The organism is Alloalcanivorax xenomutans (genome assembly GCF_900217905.1).
Lineage (GTDB): Bacteria > Pseudomonadota > Gammaproteobacteria > Pseudomonadales > Alcanivoracaceae > Alloalcanivorax > Alloalcanivorax xenomutans.
Window position 1 is genome coordinate 98923 of the sequence record NZ_OBMO01000016.1, and the last position, 22753, is coordinate 121675.

A 22753-nucleotide genomic window follows, 5' to 3' on the forward strand; every position below is an offset into this window, starting at 1 on the left:
AAAGCGGCCAGTGGCCGCTTTCAGCCTTTGCCGTAATCATCCCTGTTAATAACCAGCCATCAAAAAATAGGCTGGAGAACCAATTTCAATACCCGCCTCTCCTCATTTATAATTGCCTCACATTACCTCAAATAAGCTTGCACCGGCGCTCCGGTCTTACCGTGAGCCGCGCCGCGATGTCGCTCATGGAGTTTCAATGAAGCCCTGGATCCGCCGCCTGCTGCCGTTCACGCAGTGGCCCCGTCCCAGCGCACAATCACTGCGCAAGGACGCCTTCGCCGGCATTACCGTGGGACTGGTACTGATTCCTCAAGCCATCGCCTACGCCACTCTGGCGGGCATGCCCCCGGTCACCGGGCTCTATGCCGCGCTGTTGCCCAGTATCGTGGGGATTCTGTGGGGCTCCTCGGCGCTGCTAGCGGTGGGCCCGGTGGCCCTCACCAGCTTGCTGACCTACGCCGCGCTGCACCCTCTGGCCGAACCGGAAAGCGGCCAATGGGTGGTGCTGGCCATTTGGCTGGCGTTGTATGCCGGTCTGATCCAGTTCCTGCTTGGCGCCTTTCGCCTTGGAGTGATCGCTAACTTCATCTCCAACGCCGTGATAACGGGATTCATCAACGCGGCGGCACTGATCATTTTACTGTCTCAAGTGCCAGCCCTGCTCGGCCTGGAGAGCCAGGATTTCAGCACTGCCCTGGCCGGCCTCCAGCGTCATCTGGCCGATGCCGACGCCGCCTGGCTATGGACCCTGGCTTTCGGCCTGGGGTCGATCGCACTGCTGTGGCTGCAAAAACGCTTCGCGCCACGCCTGCCCGGTGTTCTGGTGGTGTGTGTGGTGGGCATCGCCATCAGTGCCCTGTTCGGCTATCAGGCACTGGGAGGGAACGTGGTGGGACTGATTCCCGCCGGTCTGCCCACCCCCCAATGGCCACCCTCCCTCACCCTTGAACAACACCGCGCCTTGCTGCCGGCGGCGGTGATCATCGCCCTGATCAGCTTTACCGAAGCCATGGCCAGTGCCCGCACCCTGCCCAATCCGGACGGCCGCCTTTGGAATCAGAATCAGGAACTGGTGGGCCAGGGCCTGGCCAAGATCACCAGTGGTCTGAGCGGCGCTTTCCCGGTGAGCGGTTCCTTCTCCCGCAGCGCCCTGAACCTCTACGTGGGGGCCACCAGCGGCTGGTCGGCTCTGTTCGCCGCCCTGTGTACGCTGGTTTGCCTGCTGTTTTTCACCGGTTACCTGCAACATCTGCCCCGCGCGGTATTGGCGGCGATCATCATTGTGCCGGTACTCAATCTGATCCAGCCGAAGGCCTTTCTGCATCTGTTCCGCACCTCGCGGGACGATGGCGTGGTAGCCGTGGCCACCTTCATCGCCACTCTGATCGCGGTGCCGTACCTGCATTGGGGTGTCCTCACCGGCTTTCTGCTGGCGATGGTGTTCTTTCTTTACCGGCGCGCCCACCCGCGCCTGATTGAGCTGGGGCTGGATCCCGCCGGTACCTTGCGCGATCGTACCCTCAACGGCCTGCCTCCGATCGCGCCGGGGGTATTGTCGCTGCGCCTGGACGCCTCTTTGACCTACATCACCGCGCCGCTAATGGACCGTTTCATCCGCGAACGCCTGCAAAAAGAAAGCGATCTCCGGGTTATCCTGATCTGCGCTTCAGCGGTCAACGACATGGACGCCACCGGTGCCGACACCCTGTCCCAGTTGCATCAGGACCTGCAGCGGCGCGGCATCCGGCTGGCCCTGTCCGGGGTGAAAAAGCAGGTGCGCGACCGTCTGGCCCACATCGGCTTGCTGCAACGGCTTGGTGACGACAATCTGTTCGTCAACAATCGCGAGGCGATCGTGGCTCTGACAGCAAAGACGCCCGAGCAAGACTGACCCGGCCGGGAACCCCTCCGGCCCGCTGGCGTCCAATCTTCCGTGAAGCCACAGGGAGAAGCCTCATGCGCCTGCTTATCGCCCTCCTGGCGGCCGGCCTGCTGACCGCCGGCTCGGTTCACGCGGACGGCTACGATTACATCCGCGGCGATGACGTCTACGAGGAAGACTACAATTACGGCCTCGACTACGAAGGCCTGAGCAGCACTCCGCGTACCCGCCTGCAGAACGATGATTCCGGCTCTCTCGAGGAGAACCCCACGGAAAAACACAAGCTGGAAATCAACGATATGACCGGCACCAAGAGCCAGGACCAGCCTCGAAACACCGCCAAGCCATTTTCCTCACCGAAGCGGCATGAGCCGCCCAAGCTCGACCTGCCGGTGCCGGGACGCTGACCAGGAGCAGGCTCCGGTCACGTTCCCGACGTTTTCAACCTGACAAACCCGCCGCTTTTGGACAACATAGACCGGGATCATGAGAAGGGACGCCGCCGGCATCGCCGGACGGAACGGGTACGCCATGAAACGCTTTTTTCTTTCGCTGCTGGGTCTGGCCGTCATCGTGGTGCTGGGAACACAACTGTGGTTCCTCGGCCAGGTACTGTATTTACGTGCCTACAACCCGCAAAATACCGCCTTCATGGAACGGTCCCGCCAACACGGCACGGTGCAGTATCTGTGGCGTGATTACGATCAGATCGCCACGGACCTGAAACGGGCGGTGCTGGTCTCCGAGGATGCCCGTTTCGTTGAGCATATCGGCTTTGACTGGCGCGGAATCCGCCACGCCATCGAGCGCAACCGCAAGGCGGGGCGCCCGGTGGCCGGGGGGTCCACCATCACCCAGCAGTTGGCCAAGAACCTGTTCCTGAACAGTGACCGCAGCTACTGGCGCAAAGGCCAGGAGGCGCTGATCGCGCTGATGCTGGAAGCGACCATGTCCAAACAGCGGATCCTGGAGCTGTATTTGAATACCGCCCAATGGGGCAACCGGATTTTCGGTGCCGAAGCCGCCGCCCGGCATTACTTCGGCATCAGCGCCGCGTCCTTGGGGCCGGCGCAGGCGGCGCAACTGGCGGCGATGCTGCCGCGCCCCAGCTACTACGACGTGCGTGGTGTCACCGATTACGTTCACCAGCGCACCCAGTGGATACAAAACCAGCTCCCGCTGGTGGCCTTGCCAGACCGGAGCTGAACAAAACGGGGCGGATGGTATCTCACCATCACGCACCCACGGGTTCGAACCTGGCGTTCGATTCGACTAGATATTCAAGACAGAATTTGGAGAGCTTCCTATGAAAGCAATCGGGCTCGTGCTGCCCCTGGTAGCGCTATTGGCTGCCTGTGACGACAGCCCCTCCCCCGATGCCCCCGCTGCGCCGCAACCGCAGCCCGAGCAAGCCAGCCCAGCCCCCGAGTCGGCCGCCGTGAAACGGGACAGCATCAGCGGCGCCTGGCGCCCCGACGGTGACAAGGCAACACGCATCCTGGTACTGGCCGAGGACGGCGAATTGTTTCTGGTTGGCGACAGCAAGCACCAGGGGTTGAGCTGGGAACGCCGCGACGATCAACTGATCCTGCGCTACCTGAATGGGCAGGATAACGTCAACGAAGCCACCCTGAGCGTGGCCCTGGAGCAGGACACACTGACCCTGGAAGGCCAGGAGGGAGAGCAGGACGAAAACCTCCCTTACACCGGTGTGTATCAACGGGATAGCGAAGCGGTGGAAGAGATCGCCGGCGAAATCACCTTCGCCAGCGATACCAAACTGCCCCCGCAAGCGGTGCTGGCCGTGACCTTGATGGACGCCAACCGGACCCCCTTGCTGCAGCGCCTGGTTCACTTGCGGGACAGTCCGCAGCCGTTCCATCTGTACCTGGCCAAGGGGCGCCTCAAGGCCGGCGCCGACTATTCGGTGAACGCCAGGGTCATCGTCGATGGCGGTGTTGTCATGACCACCGGGGACACCCCTTTGCAGCGGGACGATGAAGGGCGGCTCGCCACGGTGAACATGACCGCCCATGACAGCGGGCCGGCACCGGTCAGCTTCGTCGGTCGTTACCTTTACCACAACGAGCAGGCCATCTTCACGCCCTGCGACAGCGACCGGCGCCTGACCGTGACCGGCGCCATGGCCGATGCCCTGGCCAAGGCTTACCAGCAAGCCGGCCTGGAACCCATGGCCCCCATGTTCATGGAACTGGACGGGACCCTGGAAAAACGGCGCGGCCGGGAAGCCGGTACGCTGGTGGACGCCCTGGTGGTTCGCGATTATCGCAAGGTGATGGAGCCCGAGCAGTGCGAACAACCCTCCGCGCAACTGACCAACACCTACTGGAAATTGATTGACGTGGACGGCCGGACCGCCCCGCCCCCCGCCGAGGGCCGGAACCAGGCCCACCTGATCCTTGCCGGCGATAACACGGTCAAGGGCGATACCAGCTGCAATCGCCTTACCGGCGGTTTCACCGTGGACGGCGACAACCTCACCTTCACGGAATTAACCACCACCGAACGGGCCTGCGCCGGAGACAATGTCTCCGGCGCCTTCCTCGCCAGTCTGGAGCAAACCCGGGGCTTTCGGATCGATGGTGAGCGGCTTAGTCTCTACGACCAGGAACACCATCTGCTGGCGGTGTTCACCGCGGAGTACCTGTAACCGGAACTGAGAGGCTGGTCATGCGCATCCATTACCTGACCCATGTGCCCTTCGAGAAGCTGGGAGCCATAGAACCCTGGCTGGCCTCCAATGGCGCGCGCATCACCGCCACCCGCCTTTATCACGGTGAAGAGCTGCCCGATCCGGATGACCTGGACGCGCTGATCGTCATGGGCGGGCCCATGAGCGCGGACGATGAGCACCGCTACCCCTGGCTGGCGGACGAGAAGCGTTTTATCCGCGCCTGCATCGATCGCGGCCACAAGGTGCTTGGTATCTGCCTGGGAGCCCAACTGATCGCCCGCGCGCTCGGGGCCAGGGTGCATAAGAATCCGGACAAGGAGATCGGCTTTTTTCCGGTACAGAGCACCGAGTTGGGCCGCCAGCACCCGCTGGGCAGCCTGTTCAACGATGCACCCGCGGTATTTCACTGGCACGGTGATACGTTCGAAATCCCCGACGGCGCCCTGCATCTGGCACGCAGTTGGGGATGCGAGCATCAGGCCTTCAGCTACGGTGAAAACGTCCTGGCCCTGCAATTTCACCTGGAAATGGGCGAGGACAACGCCCGCACCCTATGCCAGGAATGCGCGACCGACCTGAGCCCCGGCCCCTGGACCCAGAGCGCCACGGAAATCCTCAGCATGCCCCAGGCATTCACCGCCAATCAGCGGTTGCTGTCGGTGTTGCTGGGGCGTTTTTTCGATATCGGCTCGGATTAATTGGGTTTTCTATATTCATGGATAGTTAGGTTTGAACAAGACAGCACTTTCAACCTCCGGCGGCCCTGCTACCCACCGCGCAATAAAATCAATCAGTCGTGACTTGAAATGGTTAAATGAGCGGACCTGGCCATTGGCCAGTATGGTTCTTGTCCTGGCCGTACTGGGGCTTTATGGCTATATCGTCCACGAAAAAGTCCCACTAAGCTTATTCTCACCCGGAATCATTACTGGGTTACCGGCCTTATTTGTATTTCAGTTGCTGGCGATTACCCTCATCGTTGCAATGATTATATCTCCTGCACTCTTTCTGTATTCAGAGCTACCAAAAGTCAGAGTTCCTTCCAGAAAGAAAAGGCTTCTACTAGCGACCAAGCGGAGTCGATTTCAGAGCATAACGGGAAGAGCGAAACTACTCTTTCAGAAACATCCTTTTGCTCTAATCTGGTCGATGGCCTCACTATTGTCATGCGTCATATGGTTGGCAACCGTATACAAACTTCTCGCTCTAGAACCAAATTCGGAAGATGGAACCCGAATCACTACGTCAGGTCTGCTCCTCGTCTTCGCTACTTTTTTCCTAACCACACTGGCAGCCATTATATTCCGAACCAGGAAAAGCATAACTCATGCTTTTTTTATAAGTCTCTTCAGCAGCCTATTTCAAATCCTGACTTTTTTTATCTTTACCCTTCCCGCATTAGCGATTTCGGAAAGCAGTATCCAACAAGGACCCAATGATCAAAGAATCTCTCTAATTAGTACTTTTTTCATCGCCTTGATACTCACTCAAATCCTTGGCGCCATTTTCATAGGTACGTTGTCAAAAAATAAGCAGCCGATCGCCACTAGCACTTTCGCTGCGCTGGCATTGATGACTTTATCCCACACCATTCTTCAACCGGTGGGGTCGGCATTAACCGCCAATGCTCTACAAATCTCCGCCTCAGGCGCCAGGGCCTGTGCAATTTTTGGTTTGAACACTCAGCTTTCTGTTCTAGATGATATACACGCTACCCCCATCACGAGCATTCCATTGAAAATTCTGACGGAAGCGGACAGCCAATATGTGGTACGCCCACACGGCACAAGCTCAAAAAAGACCTACTTCGTCCCCACCGAGGCGGTTGCCTGGATTGATGATTGCTCGCCACCAAATCCAGGCGAAAAAGATGATGGAAGCGAGGGAGAGCCCGGAGAGAAGAAGGACAAAACCGATCACCAGCCACAAGAACAGGACCGGTGATCGGAAACGAATGGGAAGGGGCAGGCTCGCGATGCCAATCTCAGGCGCTTTTCCGCGCCTGAGCTTCGGCCATGCGGCCAGCGGCGGACAGGATCGCCTGCAGGGCAGCGGCGGTGGTGTCCGCGGCCAGCGCCACGGCACTTTGTGTGTGGCCGCCAACCTGCACCCGGACACAGGCCATGGCATTGGCTTCGGTGTTGTCGCCCAAGGAATACTCATCGAACGCTTCCACCTGCAACTGCCACCCTTGGCGTCGATTGAGTGCCTCCACCAGAGCGCCAACGGCACCTTCGCCGCGGCCGGACAGCACCGTCACCGGTGAACGCTCATCGCCAATGCTGATCTGCGCCTGCACCCCTTCTTCGCCGCGATGCAGGTCATAGGAACGCAGGGTCCAGCCATTCGGCACTTCCAGATAGTCACTGTTGAAGCGCTGATGTACCCGGCGGCTATCGATCTCACCACCGTCTTCCTCGGCATCACTCTGTACCAGTTTCGCCATTTCCTGCTGCAGCCAGCGCGGCAGGCTGATGCCGTAGTCCCGCTCCAGCACGTGCGTCACGCCGCCTTTACCGGACTGGGAATTGATCCGCACCACTTCCTCATAGCGCCGGCCCAGATCCGCCGGATCAATGGGCAGATAAGCCACACGCCAGATGTCACCAGGCTTGTACAGGCCGAGACACTTACGGATGGCATCCTGATGGCTGCCGGAAAAGGCAGTGAACACCAGGTCGCCGGCGTACGGATGACGGGGATGCGTGGGGATATCAGTGATCTCCTCCACCACCTGCACGATTTCCTTCATCCGTGAGAAATCAATTCCGGGATCGACCCCATGGGTATAGAGGTTCATGCCGCAGGTGACCAGATCCATGTTCCCGGTGCGCTCGCCATTACCCAGCAAGGTGCCTTCCACCCGGTCGGCGCCGGCCATCATCGACAGCTCGGCGGCGGCCACGCCACAGCCACGGTCGTTATGGGTATGGACACTGATCAGTACATGCTCCCGATAGCGGATATTTTCATGCACGATCTCCACCTGATCGGCGAACACATTCGGCGTGCTCACCTCCACCGTGGCGGGCAGGTTGATGATCACCCGCTGTCCCTGATCCGGGCGCCATACCTCATTCACGGCATCGATCACCTCAACGGCGAAATCGGTCTCCGTGGCACTGAAAGTCTCCGGCGAGTACTCAAAACTCCAATGGGTCTCCGGCTGCCGCGCCGCCATGTCACGCACCCAGGTGGCGGCCTGCACGGCGATGGCCTTGCAACCTTCCTTGTCCACATTGAACACCTGATCGCGGAACGTCGGCGAGGTGGCGTTGTAAATGTGAACAATGGCGTTCTTGGCGCCACGTATCGCTTCGAAGGTGCGCTCGATCAGCTCGTGCCGTGATTGGGTGAGCACCTGGATATGGACATCGTCCGGCACCAGGTCTTCCTCGATCAGGGCACGGCAGAAATCAAAATCAATCTGGCTGCCGGACGGGAAACCCACTTCGATTTCCTTGAAGCCCACTTCCACCAACAGCTTGAAGAAACGCTTTTTCTGCGCCACCGACATGGGTTTGATCAGCGCCTGGTTGCCATCACGCAGGTCGACCGCGGCCCATAGCGGCGCCTGCTCGATGCGGCGGCTCGGCCACTTGCGATCCGGTTTGTCGACGGTGACGAAAGGACTGTATTTGCGATGATCGAAACTCATGAAGTGACTCCAGTTGATACCCTGGTAAGGGAAGCCCGCTTTTTGGGTTCTGGGGGCCCGCCAGGCAGGCCCTCTGTCGTTCTCCGGGATCACCGGCCAACGCGGATCCGGGTACGACCACCGCCGGGTAGGGCGGGGCCGCTTCCGGTGTCGCCCGGACTTGTGACCCGTGACGACAAGAGACAGTTTACGTAGACAACCAGGCAATGTGCTTGCTTTTTTCCCTAAATTTTCGAATATTGAGCAATATTATCTCGAAAATCATTCGAAAATAGACAGGAATCGTCGCAACGATGGAAAAACCGGCAAATCTGGACCGTACCGACGTCCGCATACTGCGAGCTCTCCAGGAAGACGGAGGTCTCACCAACCAACAACTGGCTGAGCGGGTCGGCCTGTCCCCTTCACCCTGCTCGCGCCGGGTACAAAAGCTGGAAGCGGCGGGGATCATCCTGCGGCGGGAAACGGTGCTGGATCCCCGGAAGCTGGGTCTGGACCTCACCGTCATGATTCAGGTCAGCATGGATCGCCACATCCCTGAGCGCTTCGCCAATTTCGAGGCCACCGTGTCGCGGTACCCGGAAGTGCAGCAGTGCTATTTGGTCACCGGCCAGGAAGCGGACTACCTGCTCAAGGTGGTGGTGCCGGACATCGACCACTATCAGAACTTTCTGCTCAACAAGGTGACCCGCATCGAGGGTGTCAGCGGCGTGCACTCCAGCTTCGTGATGCGGCGGGTGATCGACACCAGTGCCCTGCCTCTGGACTATCTGTAGGGCGGCCAGCGGGGGTAGCATGGGGATGTATCCACGCGGGAGGGCGTATGAAGCTGATCACCGTGACCGATATGCAGACCTTGATCCGGCGCGTCGGCCTGGAACCTTTCCTGGCACTGGCCGTGGATGCCATCGAGGATTATCTGCGCCGCTGGCCGGAGTTACAGCTCTCTCCCCGCCATGCCTTCCATTACCCTTTCGGCGTTACCGAACTGATGCCCTGCGCCGATGACCGGCTCTATGGCGTCAAATATGTGAACGGCCACCCGGGCAACCCGGCGCGGGGCAAACTCAGTGTCACCGCCATCGGCCTGCTGGCCGACGTGCCCAGCGGCTATCCGCTGATGATCAGTGAGATGACCTTGCTGACCGCGGTGCGGACCGCCGCCGTGGCGGCCCTGGCCGCCGGCCTGTTGGCGCGGCTGGAAAGCCAGCGGGTGGCGTTGATCGGCTGCGGCGCCCAGGCGGAATTCCAGGTGCTGGCCCTGGCCAGCCGCCTGCCGGTGACGGAGGTCAACTACTTCGACATCGACGGCACCGCCATGGACAAATTCGCCGGCCATCTCGGCCACCGTTTCCGGCTGCGGCGGGGACAGGACATCGCCGATACGCTCCGTGACGCCGATGTCTGGATCACGCTCACCGCCGCCAAGCAACACCAGTCCCTGATCGACGAAGCACTGCTGCGTCCCGGCGTCCACATCAACGCCATGGGCGGCGACTGCCCGGGTAAAACGGAACTGTCACCAGAGGTGATACGCCGTTGCAAAACCGTGGTGGAGTACCGGCCGCAAAGCGAACAGGAAGGCGAGATCCAGCAAACCGGGGCCGCCAGCGTCCATGCTGAATTGTGGGAAGTGCTCACCGATCAGCGCCCCGGGCGTGACAACGATGATGAAATCACCCTGTTCGATGCCGTGGGCATCGCCGTGGAGGACCTGGCGGTGCTGGACCTGGTGGCACGGTTGGCGGAGCGATACGACATCGGTAGCGAGGTGACCCTGGTACCGGATCTGGCCGATCCGAAGGACTTGTTTTCATTGGTGGCGGGCAATTGACGAGGCCTCAGGCCCACCCCCGCCGACGGCTGCCGCGGGACCACCACCAGGCGCCAACCAGATCCGCCAATAGCCGCTGGGTGCGGCCGGCGCGATCCAGCGACGGGTAGAACTCGGCGATTTCCAGGATCCGGCAGCGATCCGGATCCACCCTCCGGCACAACGCCTGACACAAGGCCGGACCATTGAGCCCCCCGACCACCGGCGTGGCCACCGCCGGCGCCTGGCGCGGATGGATAGCGTCAAGATCGATGCTGATTCCATAGTGCTCGCAGTGCCGCTCCAGGTGATCCAGCGCTCCGTCCAAAGCCCCGTCGATGCCGTCGCGGCGCACCCGGGCCGCCTGAATCACGCGGACCTTCAAGCGCGCCATGGCTTCCTGTTCGGCACGCTCATAACTGCGCACCCCGAACAGACACAGTGCTTCCGGCCGCAACCGGCAGCGGCCGGGCATCAGCGCCGCCAGGGGCGGATCCGCCAGCCCCAACAAGGCCGCCAGCGGCATGCCATGCACATTGCCCGAAGGGGTGGTCATGAAGGTATGGCAGTCCAGATGAGCGTCGATCCACAGCAGTCCGAAGCGGCGCTCACCGACCGCCGCCATGGCGGCGTCCCACACCGCCATGGCATTGGCGTGATCGCCGCCGAGCACGAACAATGGCCGGCCGCTGCTCAGTTCGTTGTACACGCCGTCTCGAAGTCTGTTCAGGTATTCGGCCAGGGCGGGCTGGCCGGACGCCTTGTCCGGTGGCGTTAAACAGCCGCGCCAGTCCAGCGTAAGACCATGGCGCCGCCGCAGTCTTCGCCACAACGGCGTCAAGCGGATATCTCCAGGCCGCCAGGGCCTTTCCGGTCGCCGTCCACCCAGATAGGACGGCGCCGCCAGCGCGGGTAATGACAACATGGCCAATCCTCGCCGAAACCGCCCGTCGCGGTTATCCTCAAAACAGACGTGACTCTTTCCGCACGCCCCGTTGCCATCAGCATACCCCCGTTGATGGCTTCATGGAGAGCCTGGAGATCGACATCATGATCCCACCGCTTGCCGACCTGCCCGCCCCCCGCCCCGACCTGGCCCCGTTGCGGGCGCTTCATCTGGCGGATCAGAACACCCTGATCGCCGATCTGTTGCCCGCTCTGAGGCTCGCCGAAGCGGACCGGCAGGCCATCGCCGCCGAATGCCAGTCTCTGGTGGAGGCGGCCCGCGCCGCCCGCCCGGCCCTGTTCGAACAGTTCCTGCACAGCTGGCGCCTGAATTCCCGCGAGGGCCGTCTGCTGCTGACAATGGCGGAGGCCTTGTTACGCATTCCCGATGCCGATAACGCCAACGACCTGATTCACGATCTGCTCACCCGTGGCGACTGGAGCCTGCCGGACGACGACGCCCCGGCGTTGATACAGGTCGCCGCCCGCGGCCTGTCCCTGTCAGCCCGCTGGCTGGAGCAGGATGAAAGTCTTCCAGATGCCTGGCATGGGCTGCGCCGGCGTCTCGGAGACCCACTGTTCCGCCGCGCCCTGGTGCAGGGTGTGCAACTGATTGCCCGCCAGTTCGTGCTCGGCGAAACCCTGCCACAAGCTCTGCGGCGCCGCGATCCATCGCTGCGTTATTCCTTCGATATGCTCGGTGAAGCAGCGCAGAGCGATGCCGAAGCCGAGCACTACCATCGCCAGTATCGCCAGGCCATCGAGGTGCTCGCCGGTCAGGACCCGAGCCTGCCGGTGCTGGCCCGGGACGGCATCTCCATCAAGCTGTCCGCGCTCCATCCCCGTTTCGAATTCGCCCAATGGGCCATCGTGCGGGAGCAATTGTGGCCACGCTTGCAGGATCTGGTGTCCCGCGCCGCCACCACCGGCATTCCGGTAACCCTGGACGCGGAGGAGGCGGACCGCCTGGAGATCGCTCTGCGCCTGTTCGGGCAAGCCCTCACCCTGCCGGAAGTTGCTGATTGGCAGGGGCTGGGCGTGGCGGTGCAGGCCTACCAGAAAAGGGCGCCGGCGGTGATCGACTGGCTGGCCGATCAGGCGCGCGAACATAATCTGAAATTGCCGGTGCGCCTGGTGAAAGGGGCGTACTGGGACACCGAGATCAAGCTGGCGCAACAGCAGAGCCTGTGTGATTACCCGGTCCATACCCGTAAAGTGCATACCGACATCAGTTACCTGGCCTGCGCCAAACGGCTGCTGTCCGAACCGACGTGTTTTTATCCGCAATTCGCCACGCACAATTGCCATACCCTGGCCTGGCTGCATCATCATCTGGACGGCTTCAGCGGCGATGTTGAATTCCAGAGACTGGCGGGCATGGGCGAAGCCCAGCACCGGGTCTTCGTTGAACGGCACGGCTATCCACTTCGCCTGTACGCCCCCGTGGGCCCATTTAGTACGCTGCTGCCCTATCTGGTCCGGCGTCTGATGGAAAACGGCAGCAGCCAATCCTTCGTCAATTTGCTATTGGATGAACACATCGCGGCGGAACAGTTGGCGGTGGACCCTACCCTGAACTGGCGCCCTGCCCGGGAACAACCACAGGAATTGCTGCCGCCACCAGAACGGTTCTCGCCCCGCCGGGTGCCGACGCTACCGTCACTGACCGACCCTGACGTTCTGCATTCATTACGGCAATCCCTGCATCAATGGCACGATCACCGCTGGCGCGCCGGCGCGTCGAACGATCATCCCCGGCCTCGCCACAGCCCCGCCGACGGCCGCGAACTCGGAGAAGTTTTCCTTGCCGACGTTGACACGGTCCATCAGGCCTATGCCCAGGCGCGGGAGGCCTTCGTTGATTGGAGCCATCGGCCAGTGTCGGAACGAGCGGACATCGTGCGACGTTTCGCCGGTTTGCTGGAACAGCATCAGCCGGAACTGCTTTATTTGCTCATGCTGGAAGGGGGCAAGACCTTCGCCGACGCCTTCGCCGACTGGCGCGAAGCCCATGACTTCTGTGGCTACTACGCGCAACAGGCGGAGACACTGCAGGGAACACCGCTGGTCCTGGAGCATGTCAGCGGTGAGGCCAACCAACTGACCTGGCATGCCCGTGGCGTCTTCCTTTGCATTAGTCCCTGGAATTTTCCGCTGGCGATTTTTTGCGGGCAGGTTCTCGCGGCGCTGGTCAGTGGCAACACCGTACTGGCCAAGCCGGCTTCCGACACACCCTTCATCGCCTGGCGGGCGGTGCAACTGCTGCACGAGGCGGGCGTGCCAGAGGCGGCGCTGCATTTCGTCGGCGGCGAGGCCAGCCAAATCAGCGACGCCCTGCTTAACGATTCTGCCCTCGCCGGAGTAGCGGTGACCGGAAGCACCGCCACCGCGAAACATATCGAACGCACCCTGGCCGCCCGTGACGGTCCCCTGCTGCCGCTGATCGCCGAAACCGGCGGACTCAATGTCCTCATCGCCGACAGCTCCGCTCTGCCTGAGCAACTGGTACGGGACGTGCTGACCAGCGCCTGCACCAGCGCCGGTCAGCGCTGCTCCGCCCTGCGGGTGCTGTTGGTGGAGGACACCTTGCTTGACCGCCTGTTGCCCAAGCTCGAAGGCGCCATGGCGTCGCTGAAAATGGGCCATCCCGCCTTGCTGGCCAGCGACGTGGGGCCGGTCATCAACGCCGGCGCCCGCGATCAACTGGAACAGGCCCGCGCCGGGTTGCGCCGCCACGCTCGCTGGAGCGCGGTCACGCCGGAAGTTGACCCGGCTCTTGGCGCACAGGGATTCTACGTGGCGCCGGAAGCGGCGCTGGTGGACTGGGAACACCTGCCTGAAGAAGAAATTTTCGGGCCGCTGCTGTGCATCGCCGCCTGGCGTCACGATGAGCGGGACAAAGTGATCGACTACATCGAGCGCACCGGCTACGGCCTCACCCTGGGCATTCACAGCCGCATCCAGGCGCACATCGATGACTGGGTGGAGCGAGTCCGCGTCGGCAACCTCTACATCAACCGCAACCAGATCGGCGCCGTGCCCGGCTGCCAGCCGTTCGGCGGTGAACGCCTCTCCGGCACCGGCTTCAAGGCCGGCGGTCCGCACTATCTGATGCGTTTCTGCACCGAGCGGGTGACCACCGAGAATCTGTCAGCCCTGGGTATCGACCCGGACCTGGTGAATCTGGGGGAGGCTCCTTAAACTGACCTCATGAGCGACACCAAAACCCTGCTGATCGTGGCCCACACGCCCTCGCCCAATACCCGCAAACTGGTGGACGCCGCCCTGCGCGGCGCCGGCCATGACGACATCGAGAATGTCCGCGCGATCTGGAAACCGCCGCTGGAAGCCGGCCCCGATGACGTCATGGCCTGCGATGCCATTCTGCTCGGCACCACCGAGAATCTGGGCTATATGAGCGGCGCACTGAAGGATTTTTTTGACCGTACCTATTACGCCGTACTGGAACACAAACAGGGACTGCCCTGCGCGCTTTACATCCGCGCCGGCCACGATGGCACCGGCACTCGCCGCGCCATCGAATCCATCGTTACCGGTCTGCGCTGGAACTGGGTGCAGCCACCACTGGTCTGCCGAGGCGATTGGCAGGATGCCTTTGTGGAGCAGGTGGAAGAACTGGGGCTGTATCTGGCCGCCGGTCTGGACAACGGCATTTTCTGAACCGCCGGGCGGCGCGCGGCTTGCCAACACGACAGGGGCCAGCGGCTCACCGGCAACTCCCGGCCACCCCGTCCCCCAGTACACTGCGCGCCCCGCTATTCGCCGAAACCGTTCGTATCATGCCGCTTTCCGTTCCCGCCCTGGGTTCCGCCCGCGCCACCCTGGAAAACGCCCGCCAATGGATCATCCGTCCGCGCCCGCTGATTCAGGCGCAGACCACACCGTTTCAAGTGATCCATGACGATGGGCTGGCCCGGCTGCGCTACTACCCTCCGCTGGCGGAAACTTCCGTCCCGCTGGAAGACGGCAGCGAGCTGGTGGTAAGTACACAACGACAGCGTACCCCCCTGGTGCTGGTGCCGCCGCTGGCGGTGAACATGCTGATCTACGACCTGTTCCCACAACGCAGTCTGGTGCGTTATTTACGCGCCAGGGGTTTCGAGCTGTACCTGATCGATTGGGGACGCCCCGGCAGGGCGCACGACCGTCAGGGGCTGGCCCATTACTTTGCCGAATGCCTTCCCGGCATGCTGGAACGGGTTCGCGAGCACAGCGGCGAACGTCGCTTGAATCTGCACGGCTGGAGTTTCGGCGGGCTGTTCAGTCTGTGCTATTGCGCGCTGGGACGTGATCCGGACATCGGCAATCTGGTCCTGGTCGGCGCGCCCACGGACTATCATCGCAACGGGATACTCGGCCGCCAGTATCAACGCATCAGCCATACCCTGGGCTGGCTGCGGCGACGTACCGGCTGGCGCGCCCACGAACTCCCACCGGGTTGGTTCCGCTCACCGGGCTGGCTCAATAGTCTGGCGTTCAAACTGACCAGTCCGGTAGCCAGCCTCAAGGGCTACCTGGACCTGTTGCGCCACCTGGACGATCACGATTATGTGAGCAATCACGCCACCAACGGCGCATTTCTCGATGACATGGTGGCTTACCCCGGCGCGGTGATTCAGGACATCATCCATTATCTGTGGGTGGACAATGTCATGGCCGAAGGCCGGCTGCCCATGAAAGGAGATGAAGGCGACCTCAGCCGGGTCACTGTGCCCATGCTGAATATCACCAGTCCCGCCGACATGATCGTTACCCCCGAATGCTCACGGGCGATGCTGCCATTGGTGAGCAGCACCGATGTCGAGTGCCTCTCGGTAAGTGGTGGCCACATGGCCATTCTCGGCGGCGGCAAAGCTCAGCAGGAAAGCTGGCCGCGCGTGGCACAGTGGCTGATCGAGCGCGATGGATAAGGCAGCCGGCCCATCCTTCAGATAGCGGTAAAACCTCCCACGGTAGACCGACTGCCAGCTATCGATTCGATGTGATGGGCCGGGCTCTGGCGAATATCCAGAGCGACAATCGTTCCATGATCATCATGATGGATTCTCATCCAACAGCCGCTGGCGAGTTCTTGCGCCAGCTCAGATGACAATTGGAAGTTCTCCGCCAGATCTTCCAAGGTCAGATCCTGGGCGCGGCTACGGCGCTCCTCCCCACTAAACCGAAATTGATTGTATTTAGCCCAGATGATCAGCAAACAGGCATTGACCAGGGCAATAATGAGGTAGAGCGAGACGGTATTCAGTGTCGAGAAAATCGGCCGGGGGCCAATGTTCGGATTCTCGGTCAGCGCGGTCACCACCCCCTGATAAATCAGATAGCCAAAGCCAACCCAGGCAATCAGCGTAAGCACGACATCAATCAGGCGGGGCAGAAGACGGCGTTCAGTAAAAATCAGCGGCTGTTCCATCATCCTATCCTTCCAATACCACGATCGGGACTGACCCAGCGAGCACGGGTTCGCCGGCGCTTGAACATCACCTTCGGGAAAGCCACCAAAGTGGTAAACAGATTCAGCATCCAATAGACCACCGGAAACCAGATAACCCAAAACAGTGACGTCCCAATGCCTTTCTCGTAGCGGCGCTCGATCAACAGGCTAACGAAAAACTGCAACAGGCAAACCACACCCAGCATCAACCCGGTGAACTCCGGCGGAAACAGGCGCAGCACCACCAGATTATCCGGCAGTGTATAGACAAGGCCAATGATGAACAGCACCACGCTCATGGCATAAGCGAATGCCCAGATAGTGGAGAGGAAAAACTCCGCGAACGGCGGCCACATGCGGCGATATTCCCACGACCAAAGCCGCCGCATATTGAGTAGAAAGACTTCCGCCCCACCCTGAGCCCAGCGCAGGCGCTGTTTCCACAAACCCTTCAGTGTTTCCGGCATCAGAATCCAACACAGAGCACGGGGCTCGAAAAAGACCTGCCAATGGCGTAGCTGGAGCTTCCAACTGATATGAATATCCTCGGTGATCATGTTCGGATTCCAGTATCCGACATCGGCCAGTGCCCGGCGACGAAAAGCCGAAACAACACCAGAGATGGTAAAAATCTGCCCATAGATACGCTGAGTTCTCTTGATAAGACCGATGATCGAGGAGAACTCACCGATCTGAATACGGCCAATCAAGGTTGAGCGAGTACGGATACGCGGATTACCGGTGACAGCCCCGACACGGGGATACTTCACCAGTGGCGCCACCAGATAAGCCGCGGCATCCCGATGAAGCAGCGCATCCCCATCAATACACACCAGAAGGTCACTGCGAGCGGCCGCCGCACCGGTTTTCAGCGCCACCGCCTTCCCCTGATTTTCCGCCAGATGAATGACCCTCAGGCGAGAATGCTGGCTGGAAAGCCGGTCCAATACCTCCGCGGTGTTATCCGACGAGCCGTCGTTGACGGCGATCACCTCGATGTTCTGATAACGCTGTGCCAATGCCGACTCTATGGTTTCCCGTGCGTTCAATCCCTCATTGAAGCAAGGAATAACAATGGAGATCAGCGGGTTACCCTCCACCTCCGGCGGCGGCACCTCCTCGCCCCACGGCCACCGGCGTTCGCGGTAAAACCAGAAATACAGGCCTCCAGTGATCCACATCGCCGCCATGAACAACGGCCAGAAGAACACGAAGCTGAGTAGCACCTCTCCAGTGAAGAATACCGCCACACCAAGCGGAATGCTGAGCACCAGGCACATGAGCAAGAAAGCGATGAAACGATCAATCATTTTCCGGGTACCAGTAAGAGGAGAAGGCCGGTCTTACTCCGGACATCTCGGGTTGGTCGTTGATGAAATCATCCGGGTAATATCCATAATGACGGACACCGTTCAGCTGTAGGCGCGTCATCCATTCGGCCAGCTTTGCCGCGCTGATCTGGCGATGGCCCTGTTCCCCACGCCAATCCAGAGCTTGCAGTTCAAATATCGTCTTATCCCGTGCTCCTGGATGTCTCATCACCGCTTGCACCAGTCGGTCAAGCCACTCATTGCTTTTCTCGATGGACACCCCTTCCATAAGCGGCATCGCCATCGGAGCGACCCAGTCATAAGCAGCAAGGAAATCATCGAAATTCTGGCTGAACCAGGCCTCGCTTTCCGGTTCCAACACGGGCATGGCATAGATGTTTCGGGCTGTCTTCACCTGTGGACCACGAATGTCCCGTACCGCCTGGGCCAGTGACCGGGTGAACGCTACAAGAGAAGCACTCTTGAACCGGGTCCAACGGCGGAACTCTTCCGGGTTTTCTCTTATATCCGCAATGGTTCCCTGAAAGCCCGCGGATCGATAAGCCGCCATGGCATCGGGCCCGGCATCTTCAAAATCCGACAGCAGCGCGTCGTCGTGGAACAACACTCCCTGGAACGAGGCGTGTCTGGCCAGATCCTGATAGATTTCAGTAATACGCCGACGCGCTTCGTCATTCCAGGGCGACAGACGCGCATACTGGTCCGGCTCCACCGAGCCGGTTCCCGGCCTCAGGGTCTGAACACGCGGAATGGCGGCGTCGAGATCAAACGCCAGCACCGGCATCCAGGCGTACACCTTCACTTCCGCCCGATTTCTGAGTTGCCAAGAAATAAAATTGAACAGGTCCGCGCGCATGGGCAACCAGCGATTCGGGAAGTACAGTGCCTTGACGTTACCGTCGCCTTCCGGATCAGCAAACGCCTGCAAAAAGACATGGCTGATCTTCATGTCGTGAACCCTTTGAATCAGAGTGTCCACATTTCGTTTCTGCTGCCCGGGATCCGGATCATAGACATAGTCCAGATCGATATGCATGACCCGCATTGGGCTGATTTCCCTAACCCGTGACACCGCATTGGAAAATTCATGAATGGACGGATTTCCGGAGATCAGCATGCGTGGAATGCTGCTCAAATCGGCGGCATTGGCCAAGCCGTCCTCAAGCGTGAATGCCAGTTGGTAGCCGTGTTTCTGGGCGATAGACAGTGCCGTTCCATTCTCCGCCCCGTAGGGCCATACCCAGGCACGCGGCGCCATGCCGGTATGCTCGCGCAACCTAGCGGTGATCACCTTTATATCGTTATCGATTCGCTGTTGGAATTCCCGGTCGCTTTCGTAGCGTCCGGTCCTTTCGTCATAGCCACGGTTCGCAATGGCAGGCAACGCGCTGCCTTGCGGGTTACCCAATGCACCGAAATGGGCGTTCCAGGTATGCGCGCCAATTTCCACCAATGGCGACGAGCTCAGCTCGCGCACCATATCCCAGGTAGCAAACCGGTCTCGCGCACTCATCAGACCACCAAAATCCACAGGCTCATCAAGCGGTGTATCGACCCAGCTGCCCACCGGCGCCCACAGCGCCGGCCAGTCGTAGGCCTTCAGCAACGGCCAAACGCGGGTATAGAAGCTGCTAAAGCCGTCATCGAAGCTCAATAGAACGGCCTTCGCCGGCAGTGCCTTTCCACCATTATGTGCATCCAGAATCTGCTGAACACTGACCGGTTGGTAATCGTTGTCGCGCAACCAAGCCATTTGCTCATTCAGAGCACTGGTACGTACTGAAAGATATCGCTGATCCGCCGCGCCATCCTCCACATCATGGTAAGCCAGTACCAGGAAGCCATTTTTTGGCCAGGGCGTCTCCTTCTCCAACGGCGGTCGATCCTGCGGCGGCAGGAAACGCGGAGGTTCGGCGGTTGCGCAGGCGCCGATCAGAACAATGCCCACCATGATCAGCACAACACGGGACACAGGTAAAAACATGAGCAATCCCTAAAATCGGAAGTTCATATCAAAAGCTATGGAAAGATTCCGTTCGCGCCGGCCGTCATAAGGGCGTTTATCCCACATCAGCATCACCCCCGCGTCCAATACCCCGTTCCAGCGTATTCTTTGCCCATAACCTAAAAGGGAGATCAACCCTGTGCCGTACCACTCCTGCCAGTAGGCACCGGCTCCGCCCATGAATTGTTGTGTCCATACCGTATCGTAACGGCGGTGCAAAACCTGCTCACCAAGCAATACTGGAATGGCGGTAATGTCCTTCCCGGGATTGTAATAGGGCTTGTTCACCTCACTATTGGTGCTACCGGCAATCGTCGGCAGCACATCGAGGGTAAAACGGGGTGTCGTCCATAGCCTCTCCTTACCGCTCAGGCTGTACTCAAAACGGTCATTACCGTCCGAGAACCGGCCCGACGCCAGACTTAACCGATATTCACGGCGCTCATTGTGATACCAACGCACGAAGACTTCGGCGCTGTCGGCGGTCACACCGTTGCGCAACGCTCTGAGCGGAGTCGATCGGGACAGACGTTCCACGGAGCCTCCCATACGCCAGTGGTCGCTGAAGTCGTGCCAAGCGGAAAGGCGAACCCCGATCTTGTTACCGTGGTGGAAATGGCGATTGGCGATCTCCACTTCCGCCCAGTTATCCCGCGAGCGCCATTCAATACCGCCACGCACATCCTGATTGATGCCCTTGCCTTCATCGAATTCACTACTCGCAAAGTCATAGCCACCGAACACACGCCAGTTTTCCACCATGGGCGGCCCGTACAGGACGGTGCTTCCCCTGACGTCCTTGCTGCCGCTCACCGGGCTGTCGGACTGGATCCCTTTGCTACCACTGACGCGCAGTTCATACTTTCGGTGGACATTCCGGTAATGGTCCAGGCGCCGACTGGCGAGGTCCTCGGCGCTGCGTGCCATAACATCGTCGGTCAGCAGATCCATCTGCCGCCATTCCTGCAAATTCATCGCCACATAAGCCTGGGCGCGCTCCAGGTCCAAATAGGACGGCGACAGCGCCTCGGCGATCTTGAGCTGACGTTCGGCGGCACGCGGCAGGCCTCGAGCATTCAGAACCGATGCGTGCGCAATTCGGATACCCTGATTACCAGGCGCGCTGGACACCATGTCGCCGGCCAGTGCCTGCGCCGCTGGCAGGTCATTAGCGGCAAGCAGATAGTTAACCTGGAGATGGCGGCCCATCAGCCATCTGTCGTTGGGCTGCGGAATCGGCGAACCGAAGTGATAACGTTGCCAGGGACTCGTTTCGACGATCCGGTTGGCTTCCCGCGCAGCCAGTGCATGCCTCTCGCTTTCCAGTAATGCCCAGAACGGCTCCTGTTCTTGATCAAGCGTAAGAAGAGGCTGACCTGCCGTGGAGGACAGTTGACCGAACAACACACGGGCTTGATCAGGTTCCTGAATACCAAGGTGGGCCGAAGCCACCCAGCGCAGCGCGTAGTCCGGCAGCTCATGCCCCTCTGCAAGCAACGCTTCATACTCATTGATAACATCGCGATACCGCTTGCGCACCAGCAAGGCACCAAGGCGGTCGATCCGGGCGCGGGTGTAATCATCCCGCGCTTGCGCCTGCGTGGCCCAATCAGCAAGAAGTACCTCATAACGGGCCAGTGCCTTGTCCGCCACCCGAAAGCGCTCCTTCTCATCGGGCGCCTTGGCAAAGGACGTCCGTACCAGCTCGGCCGCCGCATCGGCTTTCAATCGGCGCCGTTGTCGCGCCGATAGCGCCATGCCTTCAGACAACGACAGCGCCGGCCCCGCCACCCGATTGCTGGACAGTGAAGAAAGGCGTCTCGTATGATGTTCACGATTATCCGGCTCGGCGGCATCGGCCCGGGTAGCGTCAAACAGATCATCCCAGGCCACGGCGTAGTCGGGCTCGACGGCATTTACCGCCAAAGGAGATAACAGAGAGATCCCCAATGCCGGGAACACACGGCCCCATCGCCGGACGGCCCTCGTTACGGAATGTAATAGGTTACGCATAACGCCTTTTACTTGGTGATATGTCACTTTATGGCGGGGCTCGGAAAGTCCCGGATTAATAAATGCCGTTCCTGAACGCAGACAGGAAATCGCATTTACCTGATGACATGAGCAGAACTACTGAAACGGCCAGCCGACTTGATGTCTGTCGGCGCCGATAACATCGGCCATCCTCCACGGCCGCGGAGGAGGGACATTACCCTAGTTTGCAGCGGCAAATCTGTTAGCGCCGCTCCCGAACCTCAAATAGCTCATGGGCACGCAGCTTCAATTGAACACGCCAATCAAGCACGTCCTTGCGACTGATGCCAAAACGGCTTGCGATCGCGTCAACCGCCTCGCCTTCTTTCATCGCCGCCAGAGCTACCCGTGCTTTAAAGCTGGCTGGAGGAAAGCGTTTGCTATTCATAATTTCATCCTCAGCGGGCTCATTACCGGCGTCCGCCGGCCTCAAACAGCTCGTAAGTGCGCTGCTCCAACTGACAACGCCATTCCTGAACCTCCTTCGCACTGACACCAAACCGCATCGCTATCAGTTCGGCAGGTACGTCACCTTCCAGAGCCGCAAGCGCCACCCGTGCCTTAAAGGAAGATCGGGAGAAGCCCAAATCATTCATGGTTCATTTAACCCTTCAATAAATGTGTGACACGTCACGGCATATTGCGATTCTTTTTGGCATCCTTTAAGAATGCCTGTCAGGCAGGGCCGCACCACTCTCAAAACGCGCAAAACTGTATCAGCCTCTCGAACCCGCCACACTCACACAAATTCAACAGCCCATCCCAAAACTCACAAAATTATAAAAAAAGTAAACATTCAATGAGGCCTTGGAATAACCACCAATAGATGTCTTACACCAACGTTGTAACCATCCCCTAAAATCGGTGAATGCGTAATTAGAGTTCTCCGACCTACAATGAGGCAAACGGAGAACGACATGAAGAAATCGCGGTACAGC

The 22753-nt window shown here is 60.1% G+C and carries 18 protein-coding genes; 11 read left to right on the forward strand and 7 right to left on the reverse strand.

What is annotated here, in order from left to right:
* The first annotated feature begins 196 nt into the window (after window positions 1-196).
* The 6 genes from CRO06_RS13815 (at window position 197) to CRO06_RS13840 (ending at window position 6521) form a co-directional block, all read left to right on the forward strand.
* Window positions 197-1891 carry a SulP family inorganic anion transporter gene (locus CRO06_RS13815; protein ID WP_097058681.1) on the forward strand — a complete coding sequence of 565 codons (1695 nt, stop codon included), beginning with the start codon at window positions 197-199 and terminating at the stop codon, window positions 1889-1891.
* A 65-nt stretch (window positions 1892-1956) separates the two neighbouring features.
* The gene (locus CRO06_RS13820; protein WP_097058682.1) at window positions 1957-2289 is read left to right on the forward strand and encodes a hypothetical protein; all 333 of its coding nucleotides are present in this window, start codon (window positions 1957-1959) and stop codon (window positions 2287-2289) included.
* A gap of 79 nt (window positions 2290-2368) precedes the next feature.
* Window positions 2369-3088, forward strand: coding sequence for a monofunctional biosynthetic peptidoglycan transglycosylase (gene mtgA, locus CRO06_RS13825; protein ID WP_231504662.1), 720 nt, complete (start codon window positions 2369-2371; stop codon window positions 3086-3088).
* A gap of 100 nt (window positions 3089-3188) precedes the next feature.
* Entirely contained in the window at window positions 3189-4553 is a 1365-nt protein-coding gene (locus CRO06_RS13830; RefSeq protein WP_097058683.1) for an META domain-containing protein, read from the forward strand.
* A 20-nt stretch (window positions 4554-4573) separates the two neighbouring features.
* Entirely contained in the window at window positions 4574-5275 is a 702-nt protein-coding gene (locus tag CRO06_RS13835; protein WP_097058684.1) for a type 1 glutamine amidotransferase, read from the forward strand.
* A gap of 31 nt (window positions 5276-5306) precedes the next feature.
* A complete protein-coding gene (locus CRO06_RS13840; protein ID WP_143247743.1) occupies window positions 5307-6521 on the forward strand; it encodes a hypothetical protein in 1215 nt (404 codons plus the stop codon).
* Window positions 6522-6561: 40 nt separating this feature from the next.
* Here the strand turns inward: CRO06_RS13840 and CRO06_RS13845 are convergent, their stop codons facing one another.
* Window positions 6562-8235: a 2-isopropylmalate synthase gene (locus CRO06_RS13845; protein WP_097058686.1), complete on the reverse strand. Its 1674-nt coding sequence runs from the start codon at window positions 8233-8235 to the stop codon at window positions 6562-6564.
* A 293-nt stretch (window positions 8236-8528) separates the two neighbouring features.
* Between CRO06_RS13845 and CRO06_RS13850 the strand changes: the two genes are divergently transcribed.
* Both CRO06_RS13850 and CRO06_RS13855 read left to right on the forward strand, forming a co-directional pair.
* On the forward strand, window positions 8529-9011 hold the full coding sequence (locus CRO06_RS13850) for an Lrp/AsnC family transcriptional regulator (RefSeq protein ID WP_022993629.1): 483 nt from the start codon (window positions 8529-8531) through the stop codon (window positions 9009-9011).
* A gap of 47 nt (window positions 9012-9058) precedes the next feature.
* Window positions 9059-10069, forward strand: a complete 1011-nt coding sequence (locus CRO06_RS13855) for an ornithine cyclodeaminase (protein WP_097058687.1) — start codon at window positions 9059-9061, stop codon at window positions 10067-10069.
* A gap of 7 nt (window positions 10070-10076) precedes the next feature.
* Here CRO06_RS13855 and CRO06_RS13860 read toward each other — a convergent pair whose 3' ends face one another.
* A complete protein-coding gene (locus tag CRO06_RS13860; RefSeq protein WP_022993631.1) occupies window positions 10077-10973 on the reverse strand; it encodes an arginase family protein in 897 nt (298 codons plus the stop codon).
* Window positions 10974-11098: 125 nt separating this feature from the next.
* Between CRO06_RS13860 and putA the strand changes: the two genes are divergently transcribed.
* The 3 genes from putA (at window position 11099) to CRO06_RS13875 (ending at window position 15924) form a co-directional block, all read left to right on the forward strand.
* Entirely contained in the window at window positions 11099-14194 is a 3096-nt protein-coding gene (gene putA / locus CRO06_RS13865; RefSeq protein WP_179746607.1) for a bifunctional proline dehydrogenase/L-glutamate gamma-semialdehyde dehydrogenase PutA, read from the forward strand.
* 9 nt (window positions 14195-14203) lie between these two features.
* A complete protein-coding gene (locus CRO06_RS13870) occupies window positions 14204-14674 on the forward strand; it encodes a flavodoxin family protein (protein WP_097058689.1) in 471 nt (156 codons plus the stop codon).
* Window positions 14675-14793: 119 nt separating this feature from the next.
* Window positions 14794-15924 carry an alpha/beta fold hydrolase gene (locus tag CRO06_RS13875; RefSeq protein ID WP_097058690.1) on the forward strand — a complete coding sequence of 377 codons (1131 nt, stop codon included), beginning with the start codon at window positions 14794-14796 and terminating at the stop codon, window positions 15922-15924.
* Between the two features lie 17 nt (window positions 15925-15941).
* Here the strand turns inward: CRO06_RS13875 and pgaD are convergent, their stop codons facing one another.
* From pgaD to CRO06_RS13900, 5 genes are all read right to left on the reverse strand, one after another.
* Complete coding sequence (pgaD, locus tag CRO06_RS13880; RefSeq protein ID WP_097058691.1) at window positions 15942-16424, reverse strand: poly-beta-1,6-N-acetyl-D-glucosamine biosynthesis protein PgaD; 483 nt, start codon at window positions 16422-16424, stop codon at window positions 15942-15944.
* Entirely contained in the window at window positions 16424-17755 is a 1332-nt protein-coding gene (gene pgaC, locus CRO06_RS13885; RefSeq protein ID WP_022993636.1) for a poly-beta-1,6-N-acetyl-D-glucosamine synthase, read from the reverse strand. Before pgaC ends, pgaD begins: the two co-directional genes overlap by 1 nt.
* Entirely contained in the window at window positions 17748-19760 is a 2013-nt protein-coding gene (gene pgaB, locus CRO06_RS13890; RefSeq protein ID WP_097058692.1) for a poly-beta-1,6-N-acetyl-D-glucosamine N-deacetylase PgaB, read from the reverse strand. Before pgaB ends, pgaC begins: the two co-directional genes overlap by 8 nt.
* Before the next feature lie 9 nt (window positions 19761-19769).
* Entirely contained in the window at window positions 19770-21743 is a 1974-nt protein-coding gene (pgaA, locus tag CRO06_RS13895; RefSeq protein WP_179746609.1) for a poly-beta-1,6 N-acetyl-D-glucosamine export porin PgaA, read from the reverse strand.
* Window positions 21744-22017: 274 nt separating this feature from the next.
* Window positions 22018-22203 carry a hypothetical protein gene (locus CRO06_RS13900; RefSeq protein ID WP_022993639.1) on the reverse strand — a complete coding sequence of 62 codons (186 nt, stop codon included), beginning with the start codon at window positions 22201-22203 and terminating at the stop codon, window positions 22018-22020.
* Window positions 22204-22753 lie beyond the last annotated feature (550 nt).